The following is a 25,929-nucleotide window of genomic DNA, read 5'->3' as shown; positions in this document are numbered from 1 at the left end:
TCAGGCCGTGGGCAGGAACCCATCGACCGACAGGTAGCGCTCGCCCGTGTCGTAGTTGAAGCCCAGCACGCGCGCGCCCTTGGGCAGGTCGGGCAGCTTCTGCGCAATGGCCGCCAGCGTGGCGCCCGAGGAGATGCCCACCAGCAGCCCTTCCTCGCGCGCGGCGCGGCGTGCGTATTCGCGCGCGGGCTCGGCATCGACCTGGATCACGCCGTCCAGCAGGCTGGTGTCCAGGTTCTTCGGGATGAAGCCCGCGCCCAGGCCCTGGATGGGGTGGGGGCCGGGCGCGCCGCCGGAGATCACGGGCGAGAGCGAGGGCTCGACGGCGAACACTTTGATCTGCGGGAACTTGGCCTTGAGCACGCGCGCGCAGCCCGTCAGGTGCCCGCCCGTGCCCACGCCGGTGATGAGCACGTCCAGCCCTTCGGGGAAGTCGGCCAGGATCTCCTGCGCCGTGGTGCGCGCGTGCACGTCGGCGTTGGCGGGGTTGTCGAACTGCTGGGGAATCCAGGCGCCGGGGGTCTGCGCGGCCAGCTCCTCGGCGCGCGCGATCGCGCCCTTCATGCCCTTTTCCTTGGGCGTCAGGTCGAACTGCGCGCCGTAGGCCAGCATCAGGCGGCGGCGCTCGATGCTCATGCTGTCGGGCATGACCAGGATCAGTTTGTAGCCCTTGACGGCGGCCACCAGCGCCAGGCCTATGCCGGTGTTGCCGCTGGTGGGCTCGATGATGGTGCCGCCGGGCTTGAGGGCGCCGGACCTCTCGGCGTCCTCCACCATGGCCAGCGCGATGCGATCCTTCACCGAGCCGCCGGGGTTGGCGCGCTCGGACTTGACCCACACGTTGGCGCCGGGCCCGAACAGGCGGTTGATGCGGATATGGGGGGTGTTGCCAATGGTTTGCAGGACGTTGTCGGCTCGCATGGTGTCTCCGGAAAAAGAAGTGGAAATCCGCCGGCATAGCGGGATGCAGACGCCGATTGTGGAGGACTTGTCGTGCCGCGTCGCGATAACGATATGTCGCAGCCGTGATATGCGCGTGCTCTGCGCGCAGCACAATGGAGAGATCGTTATCGACAGGCCAGACCCCATGACCCTCCTGCAGTCCACCATGCTCATGCTTACCGCCAGCTGCGCGCTGTTGCTCATAGGCTTCTCCGCGCGCGAGTCGCGCTGGGGCCCGGCGCTGATGATGCTGGGCATCGTGGGCTCGCTCCTGATCATTGCCTACAACATCTATGAACAGCTGCCCGCGCGGTGAGACAATGGCGGCCGTGAAGCACGCCAGACCGCCGCTGGTGCGCGCTTGAGAAGGCCGCACTGGAGGAACGTCCGGACTGCACAGGGCAGCGTAGCAGCTAACGGCTGTCCACCGTGAGGTGAGGATCAGAGCAACAGAGACGAGTCCGAGCGGGTGCCGCCACGGAGTGTTCTGTGAGGCGCCAGCGCAAGCTGGCGAGAGGACAGCGAAAGCTGTCCGAACCCGGCGCAAGCCGGGTCCGAACAGCCACCCCGAGCGGGCAACGCCCGCTCGGGGTGAAACGGGCAATCTCTACGCGCAGCAACACCAAGTAGGCACACGTTGACGGGGCCCCCGGAGTGTGCGGGTAGGTGGCATCGAGCCGGGTGGGCGACCCCCGGCCCAGAGTAATGGCGGTCACGCCCGGGCAACCGGGTGCACAGAATCCGGCTTATCGGCGCGCTTCACACTTTTTCATCGCCGGCCCCCTCAGAGGGGGCCGTTCCGTTCTTTCAGAACCGTTCCCAGGGCTGCAGGTAGCGCCACTGCCCCTCGGGCAGGCGCGCGAGCGGCAGGCGGCCCATGCGTATGCGCCGCACGCCCAGCACGCGCAGGCCCACGGCGGCGCACAGTTCGGGAATGCGCGCCATGTCCACGCCCTTGAGCGCCAAGCGCAGGTGGGTCTCGTTTTGCCAGCTGGCCTTGAGGTGCGGCGCGGCCGGGCCGCCGTGGTGCGGCAGGTTGCGGCCCAGGGCCTGCAGGCCGTCGGGCGCAATTTGGCCTTCCACGTGCACTGTGCATTCCTGCTCCAGCAGCGCCATGTCCTCGGCCAGCCGGCGCGCGATGCGCCGCTCCTGCGTGTAGACCGTCAGTCCGCTGGCGCCGGCGGGCAGCGGCGCTGCGCATTCGAGCGCGCGCAGGTGGCGGCGCAGCACGCGCGTGCCGGGCCGGTCGAGCTCGGCCGCGTGGCGTTCGGCGCGCAGGAATTCCTGCGCGTTGGCATTGGCGGGCCGGTGCAGCAGCAGGGTGACCGGGCGCAGGTCGAGCAGGTTGGCGTCGGGTGCCAGGGCCACGGCTTGCGTGGGCGCCACGCGCGCCGCAGGCTCCTCGACGACCCGGCCGTCCACCGATACCCAGCCGCCCTCGATGTACTGCTCGGCCGTGGCGCGCGAGCAGCCCAGCTGCTGCGCCACGCGCTTGGCCAGGCGCACGGCCTCGCCCGCGCCGGCTTCAGTCATTGCCCGGCTCCAGCATGCGGATGCGCTCCACGTGCGCGAGCAGCGATCGCTGCGCCACGGGCCACATGCGTGGCGGCACGTCGTCGTAGGCCAGGCGCACCCAGTCGTCCATGCTGCCTTCGGGCAGGGCCTGCATGGCGGCCAGCACCTTGGCCTCGCGCGCGAGGCGGTGGGCCTTCAGGCGCGCGATCGCGGCGCGCGCCTCGCCCAGCACGTAGCCGTGCGCGGGCAGGATGAATTCCACGCCGTGCACGGCGCACAAGGCGTCGAGCCGGTCCAGTGAATCCAGGTAGTCGGCCATGTTGCCGTCCGGCGGGTCGATGACCGTGGTGCTGCCGTTCAGGATGTGGTCGCCTGAGAAGAGCAGGCCGTCCTCGCGCAGCAGCAGGCACAGGTGGTTGGCCGCGTGGCCGGGGGTGTGCACCACCTCAAGAGTGTGGGTGATTCTGCCCTCCGGAGCTTGTCCGGTAAGCGCCAGGAGCTCTCCGCTTTGTAGCGCCCGGTCGGGCGTGAACTGGCTGGCCGCGCGCGCCGTGGGGGCCGAGGGCAGGCCCAGGATGGGCGGCTTGGGGCGCCCGTGCGCCGCCACCATGGCCTGCAGCGGCGCAGCGCCGGGCGAATGGTCGGCGTGCGAATGGGTGCACGCGATCATGCGGATATCGCCGCCCGCGGCGCGCCACAGCCGCTCCAGGTGCGCCAGGTCGGCCGGGCCGGGGTCGATGGCGATGTAGCCCGTGCCGGGGTCGCCCACCAGGTAGCTGTTGGTGCCGGGGCCGGTCATCACGCCGGGGTTGGGCGCGGTCAGGCGCTGCACGTTCCTGAGCAGGGGCACGGGCGTCTCGCTCTGCCAGTCCAGCGCATGCTCGCTGCGGCCCGTGGGCGTGACCAGGGCCAGCTCGCCGTAGGGCGGCTCGTGCTCCATGAAGCGCGCCTCCTTGCCCCCGAGCAGGCCCGAGCGCGGGCTGCTGACCCACAGGGGCTTCTCGCCCGCCACGGCGGCCAGCACGGCGTCCACGTCGGCGAACTGCGCCAGGCGCTGCAGCGTGCGTATGGTGGGGAAGATCATGAAGAACTGCCCCGCCTCGTGGCGCGCCAGCGCGTCGGCCGGGCGCACCCACACGGGCTCGAACTGCTCGGACTCGTCGGCCACCGGCTCCTGCCCCGCGGGCATGCGCGCCACGAGGAAGGGCACGGCGAAGCGCTTGGGCAGGTTGCGGTCGCCCGTCCAGTGCGCGAGCTGGTACACGGCGTCGGCCGCCAGGCGCAGGCCGCGCGCGGCGCATTGCGCGGCGAACGTGGTGCCGGGCGCCGGCTTGCGCTCCAGGGCGGCGATGTCGTCGGCGTCGGCCCAGCTGCCGTCGGCGCGGCGCGCGAGCAGCACGCCCAGCTCCTCGAAGCTCTCGCGGATCGCGGCCATGGCGTCGGTCAGGCGCGCGGCGTCCTGCGCCGGGCGGTGGTCGGCCAGGGCGTGGCTGGCGGGGTCGGCGTCCTGCGGCTCGATGCCGCCGCCGGGGAAAACGTAAGCGCCGGGCACGAAGCTGGCCTTGTCCGAGCGGCGCGTCATCAGCACCTCCAGCGCGCTCGCGCCGCCGGGCTGGGGCGCGTCGCGCAGCAGCAGCACTGTGGCTGCGTCCAAGGGGGTGGCGGGTTCGCGGTGGGGGTGGAGCTGTTGGTTCTGGCGTGGCATCGCCGCATTATCGGCAAGAGCGGCCCGCCAGGTGGCGGCGCCCGCCCGCATGCGTGCGCGGCGGATAATCGCGCCATGCAGATCCGCTTCACCAAGATGCAGGGCGCGGGCAACGACTTCGTGGTGCTCGACGAGACCCGGGAGCGCCTGGGCCTCACGCCCGCGCAGTACCGCTTCCTGGCCGACCGCCACTTCGGCGTGGGGGCCGACCAGATCCTCACCGTGCGCCCCTCGCCCGCCGAGGGCATCGACTTCGAATACCTGATCCACAACGCCGACGGCGGCCAGGTGCAGCAGTGCGGCAACGGCGCGCGCTGCTTCGCGCGCTACGTGCGCGACAAGGGGCTCACCGCCAAGGACCGGATCCGCGTGCAGACCATGGCCGGCGTGATCGCGCCCGAGCTCACCGCCGACGGGCGCGTGACGGTGGACATGGGCCGCCCGGTGCTCGACCCCGCGCGCCTGCCGTTCGACACCGCGGGCCTCGTGCCCGTGCCGCAGGGTTCTGTAAAAAAATGGCCTCTGGCGCTGGATGGACAAGCGCCGCAAGCTACCGTAATGATAGTGGCCGTGTCCATGGGCAACCCGCATGCCGTGCAACTGGTCGATGACGTGGACAGCGCCCCCGTGGCCCGCACCGGCCCGCTGATCGAGGGCCACCCGCGCTTCCCGCAGCGCGTGAACGCGGGCTACCTGCAGGTCGTGGGCCGCACCGAGGTGCGCCTGCGCGTGTACGAGCGCGGCGCGGGCGAGACCCTGGCCTGCGGTACGGGCGCCTGTGCGGCCGTGGTCGCGGGCATCGGCCTGGGCCTGCTCGACGCGCGCGTGGACGTGCATACGCGCGGCGGCCTGCTCACCATCGCCTGGGCCGGCGGGCTGCAAGACCCCGTGTTCATGACCGGCCCCGCCACCACCGTTTTCGAAGGCCAGATCGACATTCCCGAGACACCATGACCTCTTCCTCCTCCCCCGTTTCTCCCATCACCGAAGACGACATCGCGCATTTCCTGGTCAACACGCCGGGCTTCTTCGAGCGCCACGCCGAGCTGCTGGCCAGCGTCACCATCACCAGCCCGCACGGCCAGCGCGCCGTGAGCCTGCACGAGCGCCAGGCGGAGATGCTGCGCGAGAAGATCAAGGGCCTGGAGCACCGCGTCATGGACATGGTGCGCCACGGCCACGAGAACGCCGCCATCGCCGACAAGATCCACCAGTGGTCGCGCCGGCTGCTGGCCGAGCGCGACGCGGCCGCGCTGCCGCAGGCCGTGGAGCAGGGCATGCAGGCCCTGTTCGACGTGCCGCAGGTCGCACTGCGCCTGTGGGGCATGGCGCCCGGGCATGCCGGGCAGCCGTTCGCCCAGGGCGTGAGCGAGGACGTGCGCTCCTTCGCCTCGTCGCTGACCATGCCGTTCTGCGGCCCCAACCTGGGCTTCGAGGCCACGGCCTGGCTGGCGCAGACCGGCCAGGTGCAGTCGCTGGCCCTGCTGCCGCTGCGGCGCGGCGCCATCGACAGCGCCGAGCAGCCCGCCTTCGGCCTGCTGGTGCTGGGGTCGCCCGATCCGCACCGCTTCGAGGCCACCATGGGCACGGAATTCCTCGCGCGCATGGCCGAGCTGGCCAGCGCGGCACTGTCGCGGCTGCTTTGAAAAATGGGGCTGCCTACGCTTGCTGGCAGCAGGTTTCAGTATGTTTTCATGCTGGATCCGTTGATTGGTAAGCGCTAGCAGCTATGAAATCCGATGCAGCCTGAAACTCCGCAGCCCCCGCAACTGCCGCCCGAGGCGCTGCAGTACCTGGAGCACGTGCGCGTGGAAAAGCGCTTGGCCGCGCGCACGCTCACGCTCTACACGCTGGACCTGCAGCGGCTGGCGGCCTTTGCCGCGGACGCGGGGCTGCCGCTCCTGCGGCTCACTGGCGCGCACGTCCGCCGCTTCGTCGCGCAGATGCATGCGGCGGGGCGCAGCGGGCGCGGCATCGCGCTCATCCTCTCGGGCTGGCGCGGCTTCTACGCCTGGGCCGCGCGCCAGGGCCTGGTGCCGCACAACCCGGTGCAGGACGTGCGCGCGCCCAAGGCGCCCAAGCCGCTGCCCAAGGCCCTGCCCGTGGACGAGGCGGTGCGCCTGGCCGAGCACGAGGAAAGCGGCGCCGACCCCTGGCTGGAGGCGCGCGACGCCGCCATCGTCGAGCTGCTCTACGGCTGCGGCCTGCGCGTGGGCGAGCTCGTGGGCCTGGACGTGGCGCCCAGCCCGGCCGCGCACCAGCAGGGGCGCGGCTGGATCGATCTGCAGGCGGGCGAGGCGCATGTGTTCGGCAAGGGAGCCAAGCGCCGCAGCGTGCCCGTGGGCCGGGCCGCCGCCGAGGCGCTGCGAGGCTGGCTGGCCGTGCGCGCCCAGCCTTTCGGCGGCGCGGCGGCGGATGCCGCGCTGTTCGTCGGCCGGCGCGGCGCGCGCCTGTCGGCGCAGTCCGTGTGGCTGCGCCTGCGCCAGCGCAGCCAGCGCGCGGGCCTGACCACGCCCGTGCACCCGCACATGCTGCGCCATTCGTTCGCCAGCCACCTGCTGCAGTCCAGCGGCGACCTGCGCGCCGTGCAGGAGCTGCTGGGCCACGCCAACATCACCACCACCCAGGTCTACACGCGGCTCGACTTCCAGCACTTGGCGCGGGTGTACGACCAGGCCCACCCGCGCGCGCGGCGCAAGTGAGCCGCGGCCCCTCGGGTCAGAAGCTTTCCCACTCGCCCTCGGGCTCCACCGCCTTGGTCTGGACGGCGGGGCTGGGCGTCGGCACCGGCAGCTTGGCCGTCGCCGGCCTGGCCTGCCTGGTGGGGACGGCCAGGCGAGGCTGCGGGCGGTCCGCCTCCCGGCGCACGGCGGGGCCGTCGCCCTGGTCCAGCTTGAACACGGCCACGGCCTGCACCAGGTCCTGTGCCTGGTGGTTCAGGTTGGAGGCGGCGGCGGCCATTTCCTCAACCAGCGCGGCGTTCTGCTGCGTGACCTGGTCCATCTGCGTGACGGCCTCGCCGACCTGGCTCACACCCGCGCTCTGCTCGCCGCTGGCGGCGCTGATCTCGCCCATGATGTCGGTGACGCGGCGGATGCTGCCCACCACCTCCTGCATGGTGGCGCCGGCGCGATCCACCAGCTGCGAGCCCTGCTCGACGCGCTGCACGCTGTCGGTGATGAGCTGCTTGATCTCCTTGGCCGCCTCGGCACTGCGCTGCGCCAGCGAACGCACCTCGCCGGCGACCACGGCAAAGCCGCGGCCCTGCTCGCCGGCGCGCGCGGCCTCGACGGCGGCGTTGAGCGCCAGGATGTTGGTCTGGAAGGCGATGCCGTCGATGACGCCGATGATGTCGGCGATCTTGCGGCTCGCGTCGTTGATGCCGCTCATGGTCTCGACCACCTGAGCCACGACTGTGCCGCCCTGCACGGCGACGGTGCTGGCGCCCTGCGCCAGCTGGTTGGCCTGGCGCGCGTTGTCGGCGTTTTGGCGCACGGTGGCGCCGAGCTGTTCCATGGAGGCGGCGGTCTCCTCGAGGGCGCTGGCTTGGGCTTCGGTGCGCGCCGACAGGTCCTGGTTGCCCTGGGCGATCTCGGCGGAGGCGGTGGCGACGCTCTCGGAGCCCTCGCGCACCTTGCGCACGACCCGTACCAGGCCTTCCTGCATGCGCTGCAGGGCCCGCAGCAGCTGGGCGGTTTCGTCGGAGCCCTTGGCCTCGATGGTGTGCGTGAGGTCGCCCGCGGCCACGGCATCGGCGATCGTCACGGCCTCGGAGATCGGGCGGGTGATGGCGCGGATGATCCAGCGCGCCATGAGCAGCGCCAGGACCAGTGCCGCGGCGGTGGTCAGGCCTATGGCCCACTGGATGCTGCGGACCGCGCCCGTGGCAGCTTCAATGGACGCGTCCATGTCGCGGTTCTGCTCATGGATCAGGTCGTTGAGGATGTCGTGGTAGGTGGCGCGCACGGCCGGTATCTGGTCGATCACGATGGCGCGCGCGTCGTCGGTGCGGCCGGCCTTGATGGCCTCGATATAGCGGTTCTGCAGGTCAATGTACTGCGCGCGCGGGCCCTTGAATCGTTCCATGCCGGCCTTGCCCCGTTCCGAGGTGATCAGCGTCTGCAGCGTGTTCAGCCGCTCGCCGATGCGCTTGCGCGTCTCGAGCACGGCGGCGACCTGCCGGTCGATGCGGGCGGCATCCCGGTCGTGCAGCATGCTGTTGAGGGCCACCTCGTTCGTGCCCAGCAGGTCCTTGATGTCGCGCAGCTGGCTGATCTTCGGATACTGGTCGCGGACCACGGCACGCAGGTCGTCATGCATCGCCCTGGTCTCGAACAGCGCCACGGCGCCCATGAGGATGATCATCAATGCCATCAAGCCAAAGCCCAGGGCGAGGCGGGTGCGGACTGTCATGGTGAATCGGAGGAGTGGGTCAAGAACAGGTGCCTGCGCAGCGGGACGCGGCATGGTGTAAGAGCGGGACTAATTCGGCATAAAGTCCGATTAATTTTCCCTAATTAATGTATTTGTAATTTTTTGTTTCGTCAATGACTTTGTGTCCTGTCCGGCAGGCCATGGCCGCGACCGGCAATGACTGGCGCAAAAATCAAGGTACGGACAGCTGCCGTAATTGCTGGCCCTCAGCGTGCGGCGCCTGCAGGGGCAGCGCCAGTGTGAACCGCGCGCCTTCGCCGGGGCTGGACTGCACCGTGAGCGTGCCGCCCAGCAGCGTGGCCAGCGCGCGCGATAGCGACAGGCCCAGGCCCGTGCCGCCGTGCTGGTAGCTCACGCGGGCGTTGCCCTGGCTGAACTTCTCGAAGATGACTTCGTGCAGCTCCGGCGCGATGCCGGGGCCGGTGTCCGTCACGTGGAACAGCATCTGCCGGCCGTCCGCGTCCGGCTCCACGGCCAGCTCCACGCGGCCCTGGGCGGTGAACTTGATGGCGTTGGACAGCAGGTTGTTCAGGATCTGCTTGAGCCTGAGCCGGTCAGTCACCAGGGGCTGCTCGGCCTCCGGGAGCAGACGCGCTTCGAGCTGCAGCGACTTGACCACAGCGCTCACGCGGAACAGCTCGGCCACCTCGTGCACCAGCACGGGCAGGGCCACGGGCTCGGGGTGGGTCGGCATCGACCCGGCCTCGACCTTGGCCAGGTCCAGGATCTCCGTCAGCAGCGCGTTGAGGTGCTCCGCCCCCTGGCGGATCAGCGCCGACTGCTCGCGCACCAGCGGGTCCTTGCTGCGCAGCTCCATCAGTTCGGCGAATCCGCGGATGCTGGTCAGCGGCGTGCGCAGCTCGTGCGACATGGCGGCCAGGAAGTCGCTCTTGGCACGGCTGGCGCTCTGCGCCTGCGCCTCGCTGCGGGCCAGGCGCCGTATGCTGCTCAGGAAGAGGACGACGAACCCGACGACGACCAGGCTCAGCAACGCCTCCAGCACGATGATGGCGTTGCGCGTGGTGCGCCAGGTGGCCAGGGCGTTGCCCTGCGTCGTGCTGCTGACCACGGCCAGGGGATAGTCGCCCACCCGGCTGTAGGCGACGATGCGCGGGAGGTCGTCGAACGAGACGGACGTCGTCGCTCCATCCTGCTGCGCGCCCAGCAGCCGCGCGAGGGCGCCGGGCAGCAGCATGTCGGCCTCCGGGCTGCCGCCCTCGATGGCGCGCGCGCGGACCACGCCGTCGAGTCCGGCAAGTATCACGCCGCCGCGCGGGCCCAGCTTGGCGCTGCGGTACACGTCGCTGAAGTGGCTTTGCTTGAGCGACGCCACCAGTACGCCCCGCGTGCTGCCGTCGCGGCTCTCGACCCTGCGGGTCATCTGTATGGTCCACGTCCCCGACACCCGGCCTTCGAGCGCGTGGCTGATGAACAGTCCGTCGTGCAGCATGCCCGCGAGCGGCGCGCCGGCGGCGGCCGGCAGCAGGTGCACACGGACATGCGCGCGGTCCATGAGGTCGACGTTCCTGCTGCGCGAGCCGTCGGGGTCGAGGTTGCTGCACCGGAACCGCCCGTCGGGGCCTATGAAGGACAGCTGGGTCAGGATGTGCGGCGCTATGCCGGTCTCGTTGGTGATGCGCACGATGTCCTGGCAGACGTCGTCCGTGGGCATGCCCGCCTGCAGCCTGCGCATGGCGTTGTCGGCGCTGTCGAGGATGTGCTGCGTGTACTCCCGCAGCGTCAGGGCCGTGGTGGTGTTCTCGCGCACCTCGGCGTCCAGCGTCTCCTGCCATTGCCAATGCAGCAGGGCTGCGCTGGCAAGCCACGTGGCCAGCAGTATGCAGGCGGTGAAGAGATAGGCCGTCGTGGAGTAGGCGGCTTCGGCGCCGACCTTGGATTGCCAGCGCTTGATTACGGGGATTCGGTCCATTGGGGTGCTGCGGGCTCGGGAATGCGGTGGCCGGCGTGGGGCAGGGTGATGTGGAAAACCACGCCGCCTTCCGGCGCGCTGGTCGTGTAGATGCGCCCGCCGTGGGCGGTGATGATCTTGTGGCAGACGGCCAGGCCCAGGTCCATGCCGGGCGAATCCTCGCCGGTCTGGCCCAGCTGGGTGAAGGTCTGCAGGACCGCCTGGATCTCCTCCTGGGCGATTCCCGGGCCCTGGCTGCGCCCCGGCCCCTGGTCGCATACGGAGATGTGGATGCTGGTCTGGTCCAGCGAGCTGGCGGCAACGTGGATGGCCTGGCCCTCGGGCGAGAACTGCGCGGCGCTGGTCAGCACGTAGTGCATCACCTGCGTGAAGCGCCTGGAATCGACCTTCGCCACCAGCGCGGCGGCGCCCAGCTGCAGTTCGAGCGCGAGGCGCTTGCGCGCCAGCTGCGGCGCCAGCCCCGCGACTGCCTCGCCGATGAGGGCGCGCACGTCATTGCGCTCGAAATGGAAGGAGTCGATCGAGCCCTCGGTCTTGGGGATGTCGAGCAACTCGTTGAGGAACTCCAGGATGCTCTGGCCCGCCGCATGGATGTCGCCGAACATCGCCCTGAGCGTATCGGGCGCGCTCGCCCGCGCCATGCCCAGCTCCGAAAAGCCCAGGATGGACTGCAGGGGGCGGTTGAGTTCGTGGCTGATGCGGGTCACGAAATCGCGGTTGCCGGCGTGCGTGCCGCGCCCGGCGGGCTCCTGCCTTGCCGGAAGGTCCGTGACGTCCTTCATGGCGATCAGCAGGCCCAGGGGCTGGCCCTGGTGGGACAGCCGCCGGACCTTGGTGATCTCGACGGTGCGCGCGCTGCCATCGTGCCGGCACAGCCGCGCCTCGTAGCAGATGCGGGTGCCGAAATCCTCGTCGTGCGCCTCGTAGGCCAGCGCCGCCTCCGGCGGCATGAACTCGCTGCCGCGCAGGCCCAGCACATGTTCGCGCTGCAGGCCCATGAAGCGCTCCCACGCCTGGTTGACCGTCAGGAAGCGGCCCTCCAGGTCGGTCGTGCAAACGGGCAGCGGAATGGTTTCGAGCAACAGGCTGGTGAAAGCCTGCTGGTCCTGCAGCTTCTGCCGGTGCGCCCGGTCGCTCTCGGCCAGGGTAATCTCCCGTCTGCGGGCATTGCGCCAGGTGCTCATGGCCAGGAACGCCGCCCATGCGAGGGCCGGCAGCATGAACGCCAGCGGCTCGCGCAGCGCGTCCAGCACACGCCGCGGGGCCGATGCATAGGGGCGCTCCACGAGGCTCACCAGAGGCTGGCTGCCGGAGCGCTGCCAGGCCCCCAGGCTCAGGCTTCCCAGGGTTTGCGCGGGACCGTAGCCACCCAGGTGCGCGGCCGGCAGGCCGTCCCGCAAGAGCGGGTGCGCGCGCAGGCTGTGGCCGCGGTAATGGGACTCCCCGCCCGACTGGCTGAGCAGGCTGCCGTCGTCCAGGGCCAGCAGCGCCCGGGTGCCCGGAGGGCTCGTGTCGAAAAGCCGCTGCTGGTGGCCGGTGAGCGCATCGGGGTTGAGCTGCGCCACCAGCAGCACGGACCGGGACGGCGACAGCTGCACGCGGCGGACCAGCGGGATGAAGCCTGCCCGGGCAGGCGCGGCGGCCTGGCGGGTGCTTTCCGTCAGCGTGCGGCCGGGCGTCCAGGGGCCGATCACCATCCGGTCGCCCTGCACGGGCCTGGGCTCCAGCCACCGCAGATCGACGGACGCGCCCCGGTCGGCCAGGTGCGTGGACGTGAGCACCTGGCCGTCCGGGGCGATGGCCGACAGGCCTTGCAGGAACGGCAGGCTGCGCAGGTAACCGGCCTGGAGCTCTTCCAGCGATGCCAGGTCGTCGGGGGCCTTGAGCAGGCTGGCCGCCAGATGGTCCAGCACCGTGCCGCCGGCCTCGAGTACCTGGGTGGCATGGCTCTCCATGGCGCTGGCCATGAATGCAAGCTGCTGCCGGTCGCGTTGCTCCGCGTGACGGAACTCGCGCCATACCATGGCCGCCGTGCCGGCAGCCAGGGTAAGAATCAACATCAATCCACCTGCCAATACATGGGAGCTGTCCCTGAAAGGGAGGCGAAGGCGGAGCGGGTGGATGCTCTGCAACGGATACATGGGACTTTTCGTCGATGCGAAGCCGGCCTGCGCTGGTGCCTGGCCGCGCGCCGGGCTCAAGGGGGAGGGCATGCCGCATTGCCGCCCTGGAAATGCGGCGGCCTTTGCTGCGAGCCGCTCTGGTTCTGGATCAGCTGGGTGAAGCCCGTGCCGTTGTCCTTGACGGCCAGGCGCATCGCGTGCAATTCGTCGCCGTGGTGGATGAAGCAGTCCACGATGGCAGGGTCGAACGCCTTGCCGCTCTGCCGGCTTAGCATATCCATCACTTTTTCGTGATCGTAGGCCTGGCGGTAGATGCGGTCCATGGTCAGCGCGTCATAGAAGTCCACCACCGACACGAGCCTGCCCGACAGCGGAATGTCCTCGCCCGACAGGCGGTTCGGGTAGCCAGTGCCGTCCCAGCGCTCATGGTGGGTGAGTGCGATTTCGGCGGCCAGCTGGAACAGCGGCGTGCGCGACTTGCCCAGGATGTCCGCGCCTATCACCGGATGGCGGTCCATGACTTGGCGCTCCGCGGGGGTGAGGGGGCCGGGCTTCTTCAGCACGCAGTCGGGAATGCCTATCTTGCCGATGTCGTGCATGGGGGCCGCCTTGCGCAGCAGCTCCGCATAGTGCCTGGATTGCCCCATGCGCAGCGCCAGGGCCTCCGCCAGGAACCCGATGCGCACGATGTGCAGGCCGGTGTCGTCGTCCCGGTACTCGGCCGCCATGGCCAGCAGGAGCAGTGCCTCGTGGTGCGCGCGCGCCACCTCCTGCAGCGCTTCGTTGCGTTCGTGGTACATGCGGCTGAGATCCGAAATGATCTTCGTCATCTGGTCTGCCGCCGCACGATCGAACTGCGTGGCTTCGACAGCGGGAGGCATCATTGCGTTTCGGTGGTCTGGATGCCCAGGCTGTCGATGGTCGTGATCAGTTGGAGCGGGCTGAAGGGCTTGAGCAGGTAGGCATCGGCCCCCGCGTTCATGCCCGCCTCGATGTCCTTGTTCTGCCCCCGTGCGGTGAGCAGGACCACCTGGGGGAGGCCCAGGGACGGATCGTTCTTGACCATCTGGCACAGGTCCAGCCCATCCATTTCGCCGGGCATCATGATGTCCAGCAGTACCAGCTGGGGGTGCAGCCGCCGTATTGCATCGAGGCCTTCCTGGGCGTTCGCGGCTTCGTGGATGTCGTAGTACTCGAACTCCAGGGTCATGCGGATCAGCTTGCGAATGTCCGCATGGTCCTCGACGATCAAAATGCGCTTGCTCATGAGCTTGAAAATCAATTTTTTCAAGTATAGCAAATATTTGCAGTTGAAATGATAAAATTTGCGCATGAAAAACGAGCCAGTGATTTCATTGCCTGCCGAGTGCTCCACGCGCGATGTGGCCCGGGCGTTGGGATTGACGGCCCGCTTCGTGCGGGAGATGGCCGAGCAGGGAGAGCTGCGCGGGTGGAAAACGCCGGGCGGCCGCTGGCGCATTGCGCGCGAGTCGGTGATGTCCTGGCTGGAACTGCGCCAGCTGTGCGTCCCGGGGCAGCCGGCCGCCCCCGGCGGGCCTGCCGGCGATGCCGAGGGGGGCCTGTCTTGCGAAATCGTCCTCAGGCCTAGGAGATTCCCCCAGCGGGTGCTGCTGATCGAGGATTCGGCGCATTTCCAGACGCTGGTGAAGCTTCTCGTGGGCCATGAATTCCCGCAGGTCGATCTGCACGTGGCCGACGATGGGATCGACGGGCTGGTGATGGCGGGGCGGCTCGAACCCGACGTGCTGATCGTGGACATCCTGCTGCCGGGCATCGACGGAGCGGCCCTGGTCGGCCGGCTGCGCTGGCACCCGCTGTTCCAGAGCTGCCAGTTCATCGTTATCACCTCCTTGGACAAGGAGTCGCGCGCGCCCTATGCGTTCGCGCTCGCGGGGGTGTCGGTCATGCACAAGACGAAGCTGGTGCAGGATCTGCCGTCCCTGCTCGATCGCGCGCTGGCCCTACCTGACGCCCGGTGACCCGGAGGCCGCTCTTTGCCGGCGCCGCCGGCAAAGAGCGGTTCATTCGAGGGGCGAGGGCATGGTGTCGGTGTATCTGGCCGTGGGCAGGACGATGTGGAAGATCGTTCCGCCATCGGGCGCATTGGTGGCGTGGATGTGCCCGCCATGGGCCGTGACGATCTTGCGGCAGATGGCCAGGCCGAGGCCCGTGCCGCCCGATTCGTCGCGCGTCTTGCTCGACTGCACGAAGGCGTCGAACACGGCCTCGAGCTCGGCGGGCGGGATGCCGGGCCCGTGGTCGCGCACCTGCACGAGGATGGTGCTCTCGTCCGGGGTGCTGGCGCTCATTTCGATGGTGCCGCCCTCGGGGGAGAACTTCACCGCGTTGGACAGGACGTTGCGCGCCACCTGCGCAAAGCGCGTGGAATCGACCTTGGAGACGAGCGGTACGCGGCCCAGGTCCAGCCGCAGCGTCAGGCCCTTGCGCTCCAGGAGCATCTGCAGCTCGGCCGCCACGTCCTCGAGCAGGTCGCGCACGTCATTGCGCGCGAAGCGGAACGCGCCCACCGTGCTCTCGATCTTGGAGATGTCGAGCAGGTCGTTGACCAGCCCCAGCATGCGCTGGCCCGCCGCGTGGATGTCCTGGAACATGGCGGCGTACTTCTCGTACTGGCGTGCGCGCACCATGCCCAGTTCGGAAAAGCCCAGTATGGACTGCAGCGGCGTGCGCAGCTCGTGGCTGATGTTGGCGACGAACTCGCTCTTGGTGCGCGACGCCTCCTGCGCCTTGTAGCGCGCGGCCAGGAAGTCGGTGATGTCGAGCTTGTTGACCAGCACGCCCATGGGCTCGCCCTGCGCCGACTGCAGCAGCACCTTGGTGATCTGCACGTCGCGCATGCTGCCGTCGGCCCGGGGCAGGCGTTCTTCGTAGCGCACGGTGCCGCCCTCGCGCAGCAGCTGCTCGGTGCGCGCGTCGTAGGCCTGCGCCTGCGCCGCGGGCAGGATGTCGCGGTTCAGGCGGCCCAGCGCCTGGCTGCGCGACACGCCCATGAAGCTTTCCCAGGCCGCGTTGACGGTGACGAGGCGGCCCTGCACGTCGGTAAGGCACATGGGCAGCGGATTGCTTTCGAGCACGCGCTCCGTTAGTGCCAGCTGGTGCTGCAACTTCTTCTGCGCGTAGTCCAGGGCCGTGATGTCCACCGCGCTGCCGGCGTAGCCGTACGGCTGGCCGTCGCGGCCGGCCAGCGGCATGACGGTGATCTCCAGCACCTGGGTCTTGCCGCTGGGCCCCCGCAGGCAGGCCTTGCTCCTGCGCCAGCCGGAGGAGCCCCCGGCCTGGAACAGCGCCGCCACGGTGGGGCTGGACTCCGGCTCCACGATGTCGCTCAGGCGCCTGCCCCGGGCTGCGGCGGGCACCTGGCCCGTAAGCTGGCGCCAGCGCGGATTGACGAAGCGGATCACACCCTGCGCATCGGTGCGGAAGATCAGCTCCTTCACGCTCTTGAACAGGATGGACAGCTCCTGCTCGCGCTGTGCCGTTGCCTTGCGGATTTCGTCGAGCTTGAGCTGGGCCGCCTCGCGCGCGCGCGCATTGCGCCATGCGCTGCGGGTCATCAGGCCGATCAGCACGGTCGCCAGCGCCATGAACAGCAGCGGCCCGCGCAGGGCGCGCAGCCAGCGCGCGGTGGTGGTGGCGTAGGGCTGCTCCACCAGCGCCGTGAGCGGATAGGCGTCCAGCCGGTGCCAGGCGCCGAGGGTGAGGTCTTCCCGGACCCGCAGGGGCCCGAAGCTGCCCCTGGGCGCTCCCTGGAATGCATGGAAGCGGGGGTGTTCCCGCAGGCTGGCGCCCGGTGCGTCTGCCCCCGGGCCGACATGAGCCAGCACATGGCCGTCGCTCCGCACCAGCAGGATCCTGGCGCCCGAGGTGTCGGCATTGAGCAGCTGCTGCTGGTAGCTGGCCAGCGCATCGGGGTTGACCAGCCCCACCAGCAGCACCGTGCTCTGCGCCGTCAGCTGCACGGGGCGCACCAGGGGAATGAAGCCCTGGTCGGCGGAGGCCTGGCCGCGCTGCCCAAGCTCCCCCAGCGAACGGCCTGGCACCCAGGGGCCGATGGTGACGAGGTCGCCCTCGGGCCCGGGCGGCGCCAGGCTGCGCAGATCGACCCGCGTACCCTTGTCCGCAGCCGAGGTCGAGGCCAGCACCAGCCCCTGGGCGTTTACCAGGGCAATGCCGCGCAGGAGCGGCAGGCCCTGCAGATGGTTCGAGAGCTGGGCCTCGAACTGCGCCACGGTGGGGGACTCTAAGGCTAATTTGGATGCCAGGTCGTCGAGCATCAGCCCGCTGAACCCGAAGACCTGGCCGGCATGCGTCTCCATCACGCTGGCCAGCAGCGTGAGCCGCTGCCGGTCGCGCTCGGCCATGGTGCCCAGTTCGCGCCACATCAGGGCCAGCGTGCTGACCAGGACGGCCAGGGCCAGCGCGGTACCGGCGGCCAGCACGCAGCGGCTGGCCGATAGCGGGGGGAGTCGAAGAAAGGAGGGGGCTCGCATGGCGGTGGCCGGGGGATGACGTTTCAGCCGCTCACGGCGCCTTGCCGTGATGCCCGCCCAGGCTGTCGATGGTCTCGATCAGCTTGAGAGGGCTGAATGGCTTGAGCAGATAGGCGTCGGCCCCCGCGTTCATGCCCGCCTCGATGTCCTGGCCCTGGCCGCGCGCGCTCAGCAGGATCACCCGCGGCAGGCCCAGGCTCGCGTCGGACTTGAGCAAGCGGCACAGATCCAGCCCGTTCATGCTGCCGGGCATCATCACGTCCAGCAGCAGCAGGTCCGGGCGCAGGCGGCGCACGGCCTCGCGGCCCTCGTCGGCGTTGGACGCCTCGTGGATTTCGTAGTCCTCGAATTCCAGGGTCATGCGGATCAGCTTGCGGATGTCCGCATGGTCTTCGACGATCAGGATGCGCAGACTCATGATGCGTAGGATGTGATACTTTATTGTGAGTTTTTATCAAATGTAACATAAATGCGGTTTTGAATTGGTAAGATTTACGCATGCTGACGAAGCCATTACTGTCTTTGCCGACCGAATGCAGCACGCGCGAAGTGGCGCATGCCCTGGGGCTGGCCGTGCGCTCGGTGCAGCTCATGGTCGATCGGGGTGATCTGGAGGCCTGGAAGACCCCCGGAGGCCATAGGCGCATCTCGCGTGCCTCCGTCGAACGCTGGGTGGCCCGGTGCCGCCAGGAGGGGCCCGCCGCAGAGGCGCGGGCAGGCGCCGGCACGCCCGCTGCGGCCGCCGGGGCCGCAGCGCCCGAGGCCCCGCCCGCGGTCGGTGGTGCTTCGCAGGCGGCCCGCCGCGCGCAGGTGCTGCTCATCGAGGACTCTGCGCATTTCCAGAACCTGGTGCGCCTCTTGGTGGCGCACAACTTCCCCGGGATCGACCTGCACGTGGCGGAGGATGGCATCGTCGGCCTGGCGATGGCGGGCGCGCTGCGCCCCGACGTGCTGCTGGTGGATATTCTTTTGCCGGGCATCGACGGCGCCACCCTGATCGCGCGGCTGCGCTCGCACCCGCAGTTCGAGCGCAGCCGCCTGATCGTGCTCACTTCGCTCGACGAGGAGCAGCGCAGCGCCTATGCCTATGCGCTCGCGGGCCTGCCGGTGGTGCACAAGCCGCGCATGGTGGAAGACCTGCCGGTCCTGCTCAGGGAGGCCCTGCATGCCTGAGCCCGTGCCGCGCGTTCTGCTGCTCGAAGACGATGGGCTGGCGCGCCATTTCGTGCGGGAGGCGCTCGATGGCATGGCGCTGGAGCTGCTGCCTTGCGCCAGCCTGGCCGAGGCGCGCCGGCTGCTTTCGGCCCATGCCGTGGCGCTGGTGCTGACCGACCTGCACCTGCCCGATGGCTCGGGCCTGGACTTGCTGCGCTGGCTGCAGGAACGGGGCGGCGATTGCCGCACCGTGGTTTTCAGCGGCGGGGTGGATGACGGGCTGCGACAGCGCTTGCTGGCGCAGGGCGTCTGGCGCGTGCTGCGCAAGCCGGTTTCGGTGGGCGACCTGATCGATTGCGTGGAGCAGGCCCTGGCACGGCCCCCGGCGGGCCTGCAGCAGGAGCGAAGGCCCGATGCGGCCGACGCGGGCGCGGCGGCGCAGTACTTCGGCGGGGATCGCGCGCTCTACGAGGCTTACCGGGGGATGTGCCTGAAGCAGTTTCCCATCGACGTGGCGGAGGGCGACCGGGCCGCGGACCATGGCGATGCGCCGGCGCTGTACCGTGTGGTGCACAACCTCAAGTCGGTGCTGACCCTTCTGGGCCAGGAGCGCTCTGCGCAATTGGCGCACAGCGTCGAAAGCCATGCCGCCCAGGGGATGTTGCCGCCCATGCGCGCCGGCTGGCAGCAGCTGCGCCGGCAGGTGCTGGCGTACCGGATATGGCACGGGGGCTGAATCCGGCCGTTATCCGGCACTGCCAATGGGGTGACGGCCCTTGCACCACAATCGTTTTTCTCCACCCCACAAGCACGGGCCGCACGGCAGTGCGTCAACGGTTCCGCAATCAAGGTGCCCAGCCCGGTCTTGGCCACTGGAGTTCGAGCGATTCGCAAAATACTAGGAGAAACCCCATGACTGATACCTGGCTGACCACATTGATCACCGACACCCCGCAACAGGGCTTCGAGCTGGCCATCACCTTGAGCCGGCGCGGCGTCAAGTACACCCAGCCCGACTCCGAGGTGCTGCACAAGCTGCGCCCCGAGTACGCCAACGACCATGCGGCGCTGACGGCCGCGTCGCAGGTGATCGCGCTGAACTTCCAGACCGTGGCCGCGGCCAACAATTACTGGCGCAAGTAATGGCTTGACGGGCTCGCTACACTGACACCTTCTGTGTCCTGGTTTGTCCTGCGGCGGCCATCCGGTCGCCGCTTCGCATTTGGAAGTCCCTCATGTCCCTGATTCCCGCCACCATCCTCACCGGCTTCCTGGGCTCCGGCAAGACCACGCTGCTCAAGCGCGTGCTCTCGGAGATGCACGGCCAGAAGATCGCCGTGATCGAAAACGAGTTCGGCGAGGAGAACATCGACACGGACATCCTGCGCACCGAGTCCAAGGAGCAGATCGTGCAGATGAGCAACGGCTGCATCTGCTGCACCATCCGCGAGGACCTGCGCGAGACTCTGCAGCTGCTGGCCGCCAAGCGCCGCAAGGGCCTCGTGGAGTTCGACCGCGTGGTCATCGAAACCACGGGCCTGGCCGACCCCGGTCCCGTCGCCCAGACCTTCTTCATGGACGACGAGATCGCCGAGACCTACCTCATCGACTCCATCATCACCCTGGTGGACGCCAAGCACGCCCAGCAGCAGCTCGACGACCGCCAGGAGGCGCGCCGCCAGGTGGGTTTCGCCGACCAGATCTTCCTGTCCAAGACCGACCTGGTGAGCGAGGACGAGAAGAACGACCTCATCCACCGCTTGAAGCACATGAACCCGCGCGCGCCCATCCGCGCCGTGCATTTCGGCGAGGTGCCCCTGTCCGAGGTGCTGGACCTGCGCGGCTTCAACCTGAATGCCAGGCTGGACATAGACCCCGACTTCCTCAAGGAAGAGGACGCGCATGGCCATGGCCACGTGCACGACGAGCACTGCGGCCACGGGCACCACGACCATGACCACGAGCACGGCGCGCACTGCAACCACCCGCACCATCATCACCATGACGACGACGTCAAGAGCTTCGTCTACCGTGCGGACCGCCCTTTCGACCCGGCCAAGCTGGAGGACTTCCTGGGCGCCATCGTCAACATCTACGGCCCGCGCATGCTGCGCTACAAGGGCGTGCTGCACATGAAGGGCACGGACCGCAAGGTGATCTTCCAGGGCGTGCACCAGCTCATGGGCAGCGACCTGGGACCGCAGTGGGGCGAAAGCGAGCAGCGCCAGAGCAAGATGGTGTTCATCGGCATCGACCTGCCGCAGGACATATTGCTGCAGGGGCTGGAGCAATGCCTGGTATCTTGACGTCGGCGGTAAAACGCACTGCGCCTGTGTGGTATACGCAACGCTTTGGCCATCGCCTGCGTAGCTCTATACAATCGCGCCCCGGCTAAAAGGCCCCTTCAGGCATGCCATCCGCGCCGTGTCGCCCATGTGCCCAGGCCCATGGACGGCCGCAATTGTTCGAATCGCGAGGAGTCAGGAAGTGACAACCGAGTCCAGCCAAGCCAGGCTCATGGCACGTACGCCGCGCGCAGGCGCAGCGGCCGTGCGGAACTCCGGGCCCTGCGCTTCCGGTTCGCCGCGATCGAACGTACCATCAACGGCCCATACGGGGGCGTGCCGCGCCTCCACAGCCAGCTTCCCTTAAGACCATGACCACGACCCTGCAAACCCCTGTGGCGGCCGCCAAGAAAGATCCCAAGCTGGCCAACAACTGGAAGACCAAGCCCGCAGAAGAGCTGACGGATGCCGAAGTGCTGGCCATGCCCGACGGCGAGTACATGAACGAAAAGCAGCTGGCGTTCTTCCGCCACAAGCTGGTGCAGCTCAAGCAGGACATGCACAACAACGCGGGCGAGACCACCGAGCACCTGCGCGAGGACACCGTGGTGGTGCCCGATCCGGCCGACCGCGCCACCATCGAGGAAGAGCATGCGCTGGAGCTGCGCACGCGCGACCGCGAGCGCAAGCTGCTCAAGAAGATCGAGCAGTCGATCGCGCGCATCGATGCGGGCGACTACGGCTACTGCGACGAAACGGGCGAACCCATAGGTGTGGGCCGCCTGCTGGCGCGCCCCACGGCCACCCTGTCGCTCGAGGCGCAGCAGCGCCGCGAGCTCAAGCAGAAGATGTTTGGCGACTGAAGAGTCCTCTGCCGCAGGCACCAGTGGACCCATGAGCAAGGACGACACGACACCCGGCGGACTTCTGTCCAAGATGGTGAAGTTCGTGCGCAATCCCACGGTGAGCTGGTCCGACCTCGACGCGATCGACGCCGACCGCGAGAGCCAGTACAGCAGGCAGATGCTCAAGGAGATGATCGAGCGCAAGCGGCGCAACGACTTCGTGCGCCGCCGCGAGTTCGACCAGCTGCGCAAGCTGCGCCAGCGCGAGGCCCAACAGGGCCGCCGCCTCGACGACGCGCTGGCGCGCGCCTCGTTCTTCCAGACCAGCATGACCTCGCCCGGCGAGCGGGCCGTCACGCTCAAGAAGATCGACGAGATCGAGGCCCAGATGTCGCAGCAATGGTGGCGGGGCACGCGGCAGGGCGACGCATCGGCGCCCGCCGCTGCGGCGCCCGAGCCCACCGCGCCGGCCGCGCCCCTGCAGCCGCCCGCCGTGGCGCAGCCGGCCCCGGTTCCTCCCCTGGGGGCTGGCGCGCTGCACGCCAATCCGGATCACGCCTTTGCGCCCACCGCACCGCTGAGCATGCCCGCCACGCTCGGCGCGGTGTCTGCCGAGCAGCTGATCGCCGGTGCGGGCGTCCTGGGCGCGGCCGCGTGGGGCGATGGCGCGGGAGCCGGCCGGGCGGCGGTGCCCATGGCCGAGCCGTTCGTGCACGAGCCCGACCTCGAGGAGGCCGCGATCCGCTTCGCCAGCGGCGACTACGCCCAGGCCGAGTCGGCGCTGAAGGAGGTCCTGGCGCAGCACCGGCAGGACGAGCCGCGCCAGCAGCACGACATCTGGATGACGCTGTTCGACCTGTACCGCGCCACGGGGCAGCAGGAGCCGTTCGACATGCTGTCCATCGACTATGCCGCGCGCTTTGGCCGCTCGGCGCCGCTGTGGTTCTCGCTACCTGAAAAGCTGGGCCTGCAGGCGGCGCAGGAGCAGCCGGGGCAGCCCGGCGCCGCACCGCACGAGCTGAGCTGGAACGCGCCGCCCACGCTCACCCAGCAGTCGGTGGCGGCGCTGCAGGCCTCGCTGGCGCGCAGCGCGCCGCCGTGGACGATGAATTGGTCGCGCCTGGCCGAGGTGGAGCTGTCCGCCGTGTCCGCGCTGGTCCAGCAGTTTGAGGACTGGGCCGGGCGTGACGGACAGATCCGGTTCGTGGGCGTGCAGGCGCTGCAGGCCCTGCTGCACGCGCACACGCCCTCGGGGGACCGCGAGGTCGATCCGCAGTGGTGGCGGCTGCGCATGGCGGCGCTGCGCCTGATGGGGCAGCCCGACGAGTTCGAACTCGTGGCGCTGGACTACTGCGTGACCTACGAGGTCTCGCCGCCGTCCTGGGTGCCGCCGCGCTGCGGCTACAGCGGCGACGACGGTGTGCAGCCCGCGGAAGGCCTGGACGTGGCGGACAGCGACCCGTTCCTGTCCAGCTTCGGGCCGTCGCAGCCGGCGCAGGCCCAGGAGGGCCCCGTAGCCGTCATGGAGGGGCACATCGAGGGCGACGCTACGCCAGCGCTGGAATCACTGCAGGCCATGGCGCGCCCCGGCGCGCCGCTCACCGTCAACTGCGAGCGGCTGGTGCGCATCGACTTCGCGGCGGTCGGCTCGGTGCTGAACTGGGCCGCCGCCCAGCAGGCGCAGGGGCAGATGGTGCAGTTCACCCACCTGCATCGCCTGGTGGCCGTGCTTTTCAACGTGATCGGCATCAACGAGCACGCCTGGGTGGTGCCGCGCGCGAATTGAGCGCGGTTTTGCGCGTGCCCGGCTTGCAAACCGGCAGGCCCGCCCCCATATGGCATTCCCATGGAACAGTACCACGGCACCACCATTCTCAGCGTGCGCCGCAAGACGGCGCACGGCATACAGGTCGCCCTAGGGGGCGACGGCCAGGTCACCCTGGGTAACATCGTCGTCAAGGGCACGGCGCGCAAGGTGCGCAAGCTCTACCAGGGCCGGGTGCTGGCGGGCTTCGCAGGCGCGACGGCCGATGCGTTCACGCTGTTCGAGCGCTTCGAGGCCAAGCTGGAGAAGCACCAGGGGCATCTGACGCGCGCGGCCATCGAGCTGACCAAGGACTGGCGCACCGACCGCGTGCTGCGCCGCCTGGAGGCCATGCTGGCCGTGGCGGACCATTCCGCCTCGCTCATCATCACCGGCAATGGCGACGTGCTGGAGCCCGAGGAGGGCATCGTCGCCATCGGCTCGGGCGGGGCCTATGCCCATTCGGCCGCCAAGGCGCTGCTGCACAACACCGAACTGCCCGCCGTGGAGATCGTCAAGAAGTCGCTGGAGATCGCGGGCGAGCTGTGCATCTACACCAACATGCACCACACCATAGAGACGCTGTAGTCTCGTGGCGAGGACTATTTTTTTCATAGCTTTTGGCGCTTGATGGATAAACGCTAGAGGCTGATTTTGGCTGAACAATGTCTTCCATGACCCCCCAGGAAATCGTCTCCGAACTCGACAACCACATCGTGGGCCAGGCGGCCGCCAAGCGCGCAGTGGCGATCGCGCTGCGCAACCGCTGGCGCCGCCAGCAGGTCGACAGCGGCCTGCGTCAGGAGATCACGCCCAAGAACATCCTCATGATCGGCCCCACCGGCGTGGGCAAGACCGAGATCGCGCGGCGCCTGGCGCGGCTTGCCGACGCGCCCTTCATCAAGGTCGAGGCCACCAAGTTCACCGAGGTGGGCTACGTGGGCAAGGACGTGGACTCCATCGTGCGCGACCTCGTCGAGGTGGCCGTCAAGCAGACGCGCGAGGCCGACATGAAGAAGGTGCGCGCCCGCGCCGAGGACGCGGCCGAGGAGCGCATCCTCGACGTGCTCATTCCCCCGCCGCGAGGCGGCGAAAGTTCCGATGGCACGGCGCGCCAGGTGTTCCGCAAGAAGCTGCGCGAGGGCCAGCTCGACGACAAGGAGATCGAGATTGACGTGGCCGACGCGCGCCCGCAGCTTGAGATCATGGGCCCGCAGGGCATGGAGGAGATGGCCGAGCAGCTGCGCGGCATGTTCAGCCACCTCGGCCAGGAGCGGCGCAAGACGCGCAAGCTCAAGATCGCCGAGGCCCTGAGGCTGCTGACCGACGAGGAGGCCGCCAAGCTCGTCAACGAGGAAGAGGTCAAGACCCGGGCGGTCTCCAACGCCGAGCAGAACGGCATCGTCTTCATCGACGAGATCGACAAGGTGGCCGCGCGCCAGGAGGCGGGTGGCGCCGACGTCTCGCGCCAGGGCGTGCAGCGCGACCTGCTGCCGCTGGTGGAGGGCACCACCGTGTCCACCAAGTACGGCATGGTCAAGACCGACCACATCCTGTTCATCGCCTCGGGCGCGTTCCACCTCGCCAAGCCCAGCGACCTGATCCCCGAGCTGCAGGGGCGCTTCCCGATCCGCGTGGAGCTCGGCTCGCTGTCGGTGCAGGACTTCGAGGCCATCCTCACGCAGACGCACGCATCGCTCGTCAAGCAGTACCAGGCGTTGCTGGCGACCGAAGGCGTGGCGCTGGAATTCACCCCCGAGGGCATCACGCGCCTGGCGCACATCGCCTACGACGTCAACGAGCGCACCGAGAACATCGGCGCGCGCCGCCTGTCCACGGTGATGGAGCGCTTGCTCGACGAGGTGAGCTTCGACGCGACCCGGCTTTCGGGCCAGACGGTGGTGGTGGATGCGGACTACGTGAACGCGCGCCTGCAGTCCCTGAGCCAGGACGAGGACCTGTCGCGCTACATCCTGTGATCGCCAGTTTTACAAATCACTTGCATACCTGCATGTAAGTGCTTAATCAATAAGGATATTTGCCCGATATTCACCTCTAAATCGGGCTCTAAGTCCTTGATTTCATTACAAAATTTTGTCGATTCCCCTGTTGCCTGGCGTGCTTTTCCTGCTACAGTGCAAAAAAGTGCAATTAAGTGGTGAAAAGTGCCCTGTCGGCCCAATTTCGGGGCGCCAAGGGCTTTTCCAAACAGAGGTCTCGATTCGTGTTCCAAGGGGCGTCATCGCTGAGTCTGGATGTCAAGGGGCGGCTTTCCGTGCCGACCAGGCACCGCGACGCCCTGCTGGCGCAGGCCGGCGGCAGCCTGACCATCACCAAGCACCCTGACGGCTGTCTGATGGTGTTCCCGCGTCCGGAGTGGGAGCAGGTGCGCGAGCGCATCGCCAAGCTGCCCATGTCCGCCCAATGGACCAAGCGCATCTTCCTGGGCAATGCCATGGACGTGGAGATGGATGGCACGGGCCGCGTGCTGGTCTCGCCCGAGCTGCGCGAGGCGGCCGGCCTGACCAAGGAGGCCATCCTGCTGGGCATGGGCAGTCATTTCGAGCTGTGGGACAAGGCCACTTACGAGGCCAAGGAGGCGGCGGCCATGCAGGCCGAGATGCCCGATGTCTTCAAGGACTTCTCTTTCTGAGGGCTG

24 protein-coding genes and 1 other RNA gene are annotated in these 25,929 nt (G+C 68.8%); 15 read left to right on the top strand and 10 right to left on the bottom strand.

Going from position 1 to position 25,929, the window contains the following annotated elements:
- Entirely contained in the window at window positions 1–921 is a 921-nt protein-coding gene (gene cysK / locus ALIDE2_RS20280) for a cysteine synthase A (RefSeq protein ID WP_013723011.1), read from the bottom strand.
- A 166-nt stretch (window positions 922–1,087) separates the two neighbouring features.
- Here cysK and ALIDE2_RS20275 point away from each other — a divergent pair, with 166 nt between their 5' ends.
- Together ALIDE2_RS20275 and rnpB are read left to right on the top strand one after the other, a co-directional pair.
- Entirely contained in the window at window positions 1,088–1,258 is a 171-nt protein-coding gene (locus ALIDE2_RS20275) for a hypothetical protein (protein WP_236598244.1), read from the top strand.
- A 15-nt stretch (window positions 1,259–1,273) separates the two neighbouring features.
- Window positions 1,274–1,707: RNase P RNA component class A (gene rnpB, locus ALIDE2_RS24140), an RNA gene on the top strand.
- A gap of 42 nt (window positions 1,708–1,749) precedes the next feature.
- Here rnpB and ALIDE2_RS20270 read toward each other — a convergent pair.
- On the bottom strand, window positions 1,750–2,475 hold the full coding sequence (locus tag ALIDE2_RS20270) for an RNA pseudouridine synthase (protein WP_013723010.1): 726 nt from the start codon (window positions 2,473–2,475) through the stop codon (window positions 1,750–1,752).
- On the bottom strand, window positions 2,468–4,162 hold the full coding sequence (locus ALIDE2_RS20265) for an MBL fold metallo-hydrolase (protein WP_013723009.1): 1,695 nt from the start codon (window positions 4,160–4,162) through the stop codon (window positions 2,468–2,470). The genes ALIDE2_RS20270 and ALIDE2_RS20265 overlap by 8 nt, the downstream gene beginning before the upstream one ends.
- A gap of 75 nt (window positions 4,163–4,237) precedes the next feature.
- Here ALIDE2_RS20265 and dapF point away from each other — a divergent pair, with 75 nt between their 5' ends.
- The 3 genes from dapF (at window position 4,238) to ALIDE2_RS20250 (ending at window position 6,864) form a co-directional block, all read left to right on the top strand.
- A complete protein-coding gene (dapF, locus tag ALIDE2_RS20260; RefSeq protein ID WP_013723008.1) occupies window positions 4,238–5,116 on the top strand; it encodes a diaminopimelate epimerase in 879 nt (292 codons plus the stop codon).
- A complete protein-coding gene (locus ALIDE2_RS20255) occupies window positions 5,113–5,808 on the top strand; it encodes a DUF484 family protein (RefSeq protein WP_013520526.1) in 696 nt (231 codons plus the stop codon). Before dapF ends, ALIDE2_RS20255 begins: the two co-directional genes overlap by 4 nt.
- A gap of 93 nt (window positions 5,809–5,901) precedes the next feature.
- Entirely contained in the window at window positions 5,902–6,864 is a 963-nt protein-coding gene (locus tag ALIDE2_RS20250) for a tyrosine recombinase XerC (protein ID WP_013520525.1), read from the top strand.
- 16 nt (window positions 6,865–6,880) lie between these two features.
- On the opposite strand, the gene ALIDE2_RS20245 is transcribed toward ALIDE2_RS20250, so the two are convergent.
- From ALIDE2_RS20245 to ALIDE2_RS20225, 5 genes are all read right to left on the bottom strand, one after another.
- A complete protein-coding gene (locus ALIDE2_RS20245) occupies window positions 6,881–8,575 on the bottom strand; it encodes a methyl-accepting chemotaxis protein (RefSeq protein ID WP_013520524.1) in 1,695 nt (564 codons plus the stop codon).
- A gap of 193 nt (window positions 8,576–8,768) precedes the next feature.
- Window positions 8,769–10,526 (bottom strand): sensor histidine kinase, encoded by a 1,758-nt coding sequence (locus tag ALIDE2_RS20240; protein WP_013723007.1) that lies wholly within the window; start codon window positions 10,524–10,526, stop codon window positions 8,769–8,771.
- Complete coding sequence (locus tag ALIDE2_RS20235) at window positions 10,508–12,586, bottom strand: sensor histidine kinase (RefSeq protein ID WP_013723006.1); 2,079 nt, start codon at window positions 12,584–12,586, stop codon at window positions 10,508–10,510. The genes ALIDE2_RS20240 and ALIDE2_RS20235 overlap by 19 nt, the downstream gene beginning before the upstream one ends.
- 137 nt (window positions 12,587–12,723) lie before the next feature.
- Complete coding sequence (locus ALIDE2_RS20230) at window positions 12,724–13,533, bottom strand: HD-GYP domain-containing protein (RefSeq protein ID WP_013723005.1); 810 nt, start codon at window positions 13,531–13,533, stop codon at window positions 12,724–12,726.
- On the bottom strand, window positions 13,530–13,916 hold the full coding sequence (locus ALIDE2_RS20225; RefSeq protein WP_013520520.1) for a response regulator transcription factor: 387 nt from the start codon (window positions 13,914–13,916) through the stop codon (window positions 13,530–13,532). The genes ALIDE2_RS20230 and ALIDE2_RS20225 overlap by 4 nt, the downstream gene beginning before the upstream one ends.
- A gap of 64 nt (window positions 13,917–13,980) precedes the next feature.
- Here ALIDE2_RS20225 and ALIDE2_RS20220 point away from each other — a divergent pair, with 64 nt between their 5' ends.
- Entirely contained in the window at window positions 13,981–14,649 is a 669-nt protein-coding gene (locus tag ALIDE2_RS20220) for an excisionase family DNA-binding protein (protein ID WP_013520519.1), read from the top strand.
- A gap of 42 nt (window positions 14,650–14,691) precedes the next feature.
- On the opposite strand, the gene ALIDE2_RS20215 is transcribed toward ALIDE2_RS20220, so the two are convergent.
- Window positions 14,692–17,181: a PAS domain-containing sensor histidine kinase gene (locus ALIDE2_RS20215; protein WP_013723004.1), complete on the bottom strand. Its 2,490-nt coding sequence runs from the start codon at window positions 17,179–17,181 to the stop codon at window positions 14,692–14,694.
- A gap of 31 nt (window positions 17,182–17,212) precedes the next feature.
- Entirely contained in the window at window positions 17,213–17,599 is a 387-nt protein-coding gene (locus ALIDE2_RS20210; protein WP_013520518.1) for a response regulator transcription factor, read from the bottom strand.
- 80 nt (window positions 17,600–17,679) lie between these two features.
- Here ALIDE2_RS20210 and ALIDE2_RS20205 point away from each other — a divergent pair, with 80 nt between their 5' ends.
- The 9 genes from ALIDE2_RS20205 to mraZ all read left to right on the top strand — a co-directional run bounded on the left by ALIDE2_RS20205 (window position 17,680) and on the right by mraZ (window position 25,923).
- Complete coding sequence (locus tag ALIDE2_RS20205) at window positions 17,680–18,354, top strand: response regulator (protein ID WP_013520517.1); 675 nt, start codon at window positions 17,680–17,682, stop codon at window positions 18,352–18,354.
- Entirely contained in the window at window positions 18,347–19,072 is a 726-nt protein-coding gene (locus ALIDE2_RS20200) for a response regulator (protein ID WP_013723003.1), read from the top strand. The genes ALIDE2_RS20205 and ALIDE2_RS20200 overlap by 8 nt, the downstream gene beginning before the upstream one ends.
- 176 nt (window positions 19,073–19,248) lie before the next feature.
- Window positions 19,249–19,479, top strand: coding sequence for a hexameric tyrosine-coordinated heme protein (locus ALIDE2_RS20195; RefSeq protein WP_013723002.1), 231 nt, complete (start codon window positions 19,249–19,251; stop codon window positions 19,477–19,479).
- A gap of 92 nt (window positions 19,480–19,571) precedes the next feature.
- A complete protein-coding gene (locus ALIDE2_RS20190; RefSeq protein ID WP_013520515.1) occupies window positions 19,572–20,642 on the top strand; it encodes a CobW family GTP-binding protein in 1,071 nt (356 codons plus the stop codon).
- 350 nt (window positions 20,643–20,992) lie between these two features.
- Complete coding sequence (gene dksA / locus ALIDE2_RS20185) at window positions 20,993–21,484, top strand: RNA polymerase-binding protein DksA (protein ID WP_013520514.1); 492 nt, start codon at window positions 20,993–20,995, stop codon at window positions 21,482–21,484.
- Window positions 21,485–21,515: 31 nt separating this feature from the next.
- Window positions 21,516–23,252, top strand: a complete 1,737-nt coding sequence (locus tag ALIDE2_RS20180; RefSeq protein ID WP_013520513.1) for an STAS domain-containing protein — start codon at window positions 21,516–21,518, stop codon at window positions 23,250–23,252.
- A 60-nt stretch (window positions 23,253–23,312) separates the two neighbouring features.
- Window positions 23,313–23,858 carry an ATP-dependent protease subunit HslV gene (gene hslV, locus ALIDE2_RS20175; RefSeq protein WP_013520512.1) on the top strand — a complete coding sequence of 182 codons (546 nt, stop codon included), beginning with the start codon at window positions 23,313–23,315 and terminating at the stop codon, window positions 23,856–23,858.
- Window positions 23,859–23,935: 77 nt separating this feature from the next.
- The gene (hslU, locus tag ALIDE2_RS20170) at window positions 23,936–25,249 is read left to right on the top strand and encodes an ATP-dependent protease ATPase subunit HslU (protein ID WP_041701121.1); all 1,314 of its coding nucleotides are present in this window, start codon (window positions 23,936–23,938) and stop codon (window positions 25,247–25,249) included.
- A gap of 245 nt (window positions 25,250–25,494) precedes the next feature.
- Window positions 25,495–25,923 (top strand): division/cell wall cluster transcriptional repressor MraZ, encoded by a 429-nt coding sequence (gene mraZ, locus ALIDE2_RS20165; protein WP_013520510.1) that lies wholly within the window; start codon window positions 25,495–25,497, stop codon window positions 25,921–25,923.
- The last annotated feature ends 6 nt before the right edge of the window (window positions 25,924–25,929 follow it).

Origin of the sequence: Alicycliphilus denitrificans K601 (genome assembly GCF_000204645.1) — a bacterium.
GTDB lineage: Bacteria > Pseudomonadota > Gammaproteobacteria > Burkholderiales > Burkholderiaceae_C > Alicycliphilus > Alicycliphilus denitrificans.
This window is presented reverse-complemented; position numbering and strand designations above follow the sequence as displayed.

Coding starts and splice junctions, on each gene's coding strand:
- ALIDE2_RS20220 (WP_013520519.1), top strand. CDS start 13,981: ATGAAAAACGAGCCAGTGATTTCATTGCCTGCCGAGTGCTCCACGCGC.
- hslV (WP_013520512.1), top strand. CDS start 23,313: ATGGAACAGTACCACGGCACCACCATTCTCAGCGTGCGCCGCAAGACG.
- ALIDE2_RS20230 (WP_013723005.1), bottom strand. CDS start 13,533: ATGATGCCTCCCGCTGTCGAAGCCACGCAGTTCGATCGTGCGGCGGCA.
- ALIDE2_RS20240 (WP_013723007.1), bottom strand. CDS start 10,526: ATGGACCGAATCCCCGTAATCAAGCGCTGGCAATCCAAGGTCGGCGCC.
- cysK (WP_013723011.1), bottom strand. CDS start 921: ATGCGAGCCGACAACGTCCTGCAAACCATTGGCAACACCCCCCATATC.
- ALIDE2_RS20225 (WP_013520520.1), bottom strand. CDS start 13,916: ATGAGCAAGCGCATTTTGATCGTCGAGGACCATGCGGACATTCGCAAG.
- ALIDE2_RS20250 (WP_013520525.1), top strand. CDS start 5,902: ATGCAGCCTGAAACTCCGCAGCCCCCGCAACTGCCGCCCGAGGCGCTG.
- ALIDE2_RS20245 (WP_013520524.1), bottom strand. CDS start 8,575: ATGACAGTCCGCACCCGCCTCGCCCTGGGCTTTGGCTTGATGGCATTG.
- ALIDE2_RS20195 (WP_013723002.1), top strand. CDS start 19,249: ATGACTGATACCTGGCTGACCACATTGATCACCGACACCCCGCAACAG.
- dapF (WP_013723008.1), top strand. CDS start 4,238: ATGCAGATCCGCTTCACCAAGATGCAGGGCGCGGGCAACGACTTCGTG.
- ALIDE2_RS20210 (WP_013520518.1), bottom strand. CDS start 17,599: ATGAGTCTGCGCATCCTGATCGTCGAAGACCATGCGGACATCCGCAAG.
- ALIDE2_RS20215 (WP_013723004.1), bottom strand. CDS start 17,181: ATGCGAGCCCCCTCCTTTCTTCGACTCCCCCCGCTATCGGCCAGCCGC.
- ALIDE2_RS20275 (WP_236598244.1), top strand. CDS start 1,088: ATGACCCTCCTGCAGTCCACCATGCTCATGCTTACCGCCAGCTGCGCG.
- ALIDE2_RS20270 (WP_013723010.1), bottom strand. CDS start 2,475: ATGACTGAAGCCGGCGCGGGCGAGGCCGTGCGCCTGGCCAAGCGCGTG.
- ALIDE2_RS20265 (WP_013723009.1), bottom strand. CDS start 4,162: ATGCCACGCCAGAACCAACAGCTCCACCCCCACCGCGAACCCGCCACC.
- dksA (WP_013520514.1), top strand. CDS start 20,993: ATGACCACGACCCTGCAAACCCCTGTGGCGGCCGCCAAGAAAGATCCC.
- ALIDE2_RS20235 (WP_013723006.1), bottom strand. CDS start 12,586: ATGTTGATTCTTACCCTGGCTGCCGGCACGGCGGCCATGGTATGGCGC.
- ALIDE2_RS20255 (WP_013520526.1), top strand. CDS start 5,113: ATGACCTCTTCCTCCTCCCCCGTTTCTCCCATCACCGAAGACGACATC.
- ALIDE2_RS20200 (WP_013723003.1), top strand. CDS start 18,347: ATGCCTGAGCCCGTGCCGCGCGTTCTGCTGCTCGAAGACGATGGGCTG.
- ALIDE2_RS20190 (WP_013520515.1), top strand. CDS start 19,572: ATGTCCCTGATTCCCGCCACCATCCTCACCGGCTTCCTGGGCTCCGGC.
- ALIDE2_RS20205 (WP_013520517.1), top strand. CDS start 17,680: ATGCTGACGAAGCCATTACTGTCTTTGCCGACCGAATGCAGCACGCGC.
- ALIDE2_RS20180 (WP_013520513.1), top strand. CDS start 21,516: ATGAGCAAGGACGACACGACACCCGGCGGACTTCTGTCCAAGATGGTG.
- hslU (WP_041701121.1), top strand. CDS start 23,936: ATGTCTTCCATGACCCCCCAGGAAATCGTCTCCGAACTCGACAACCAC.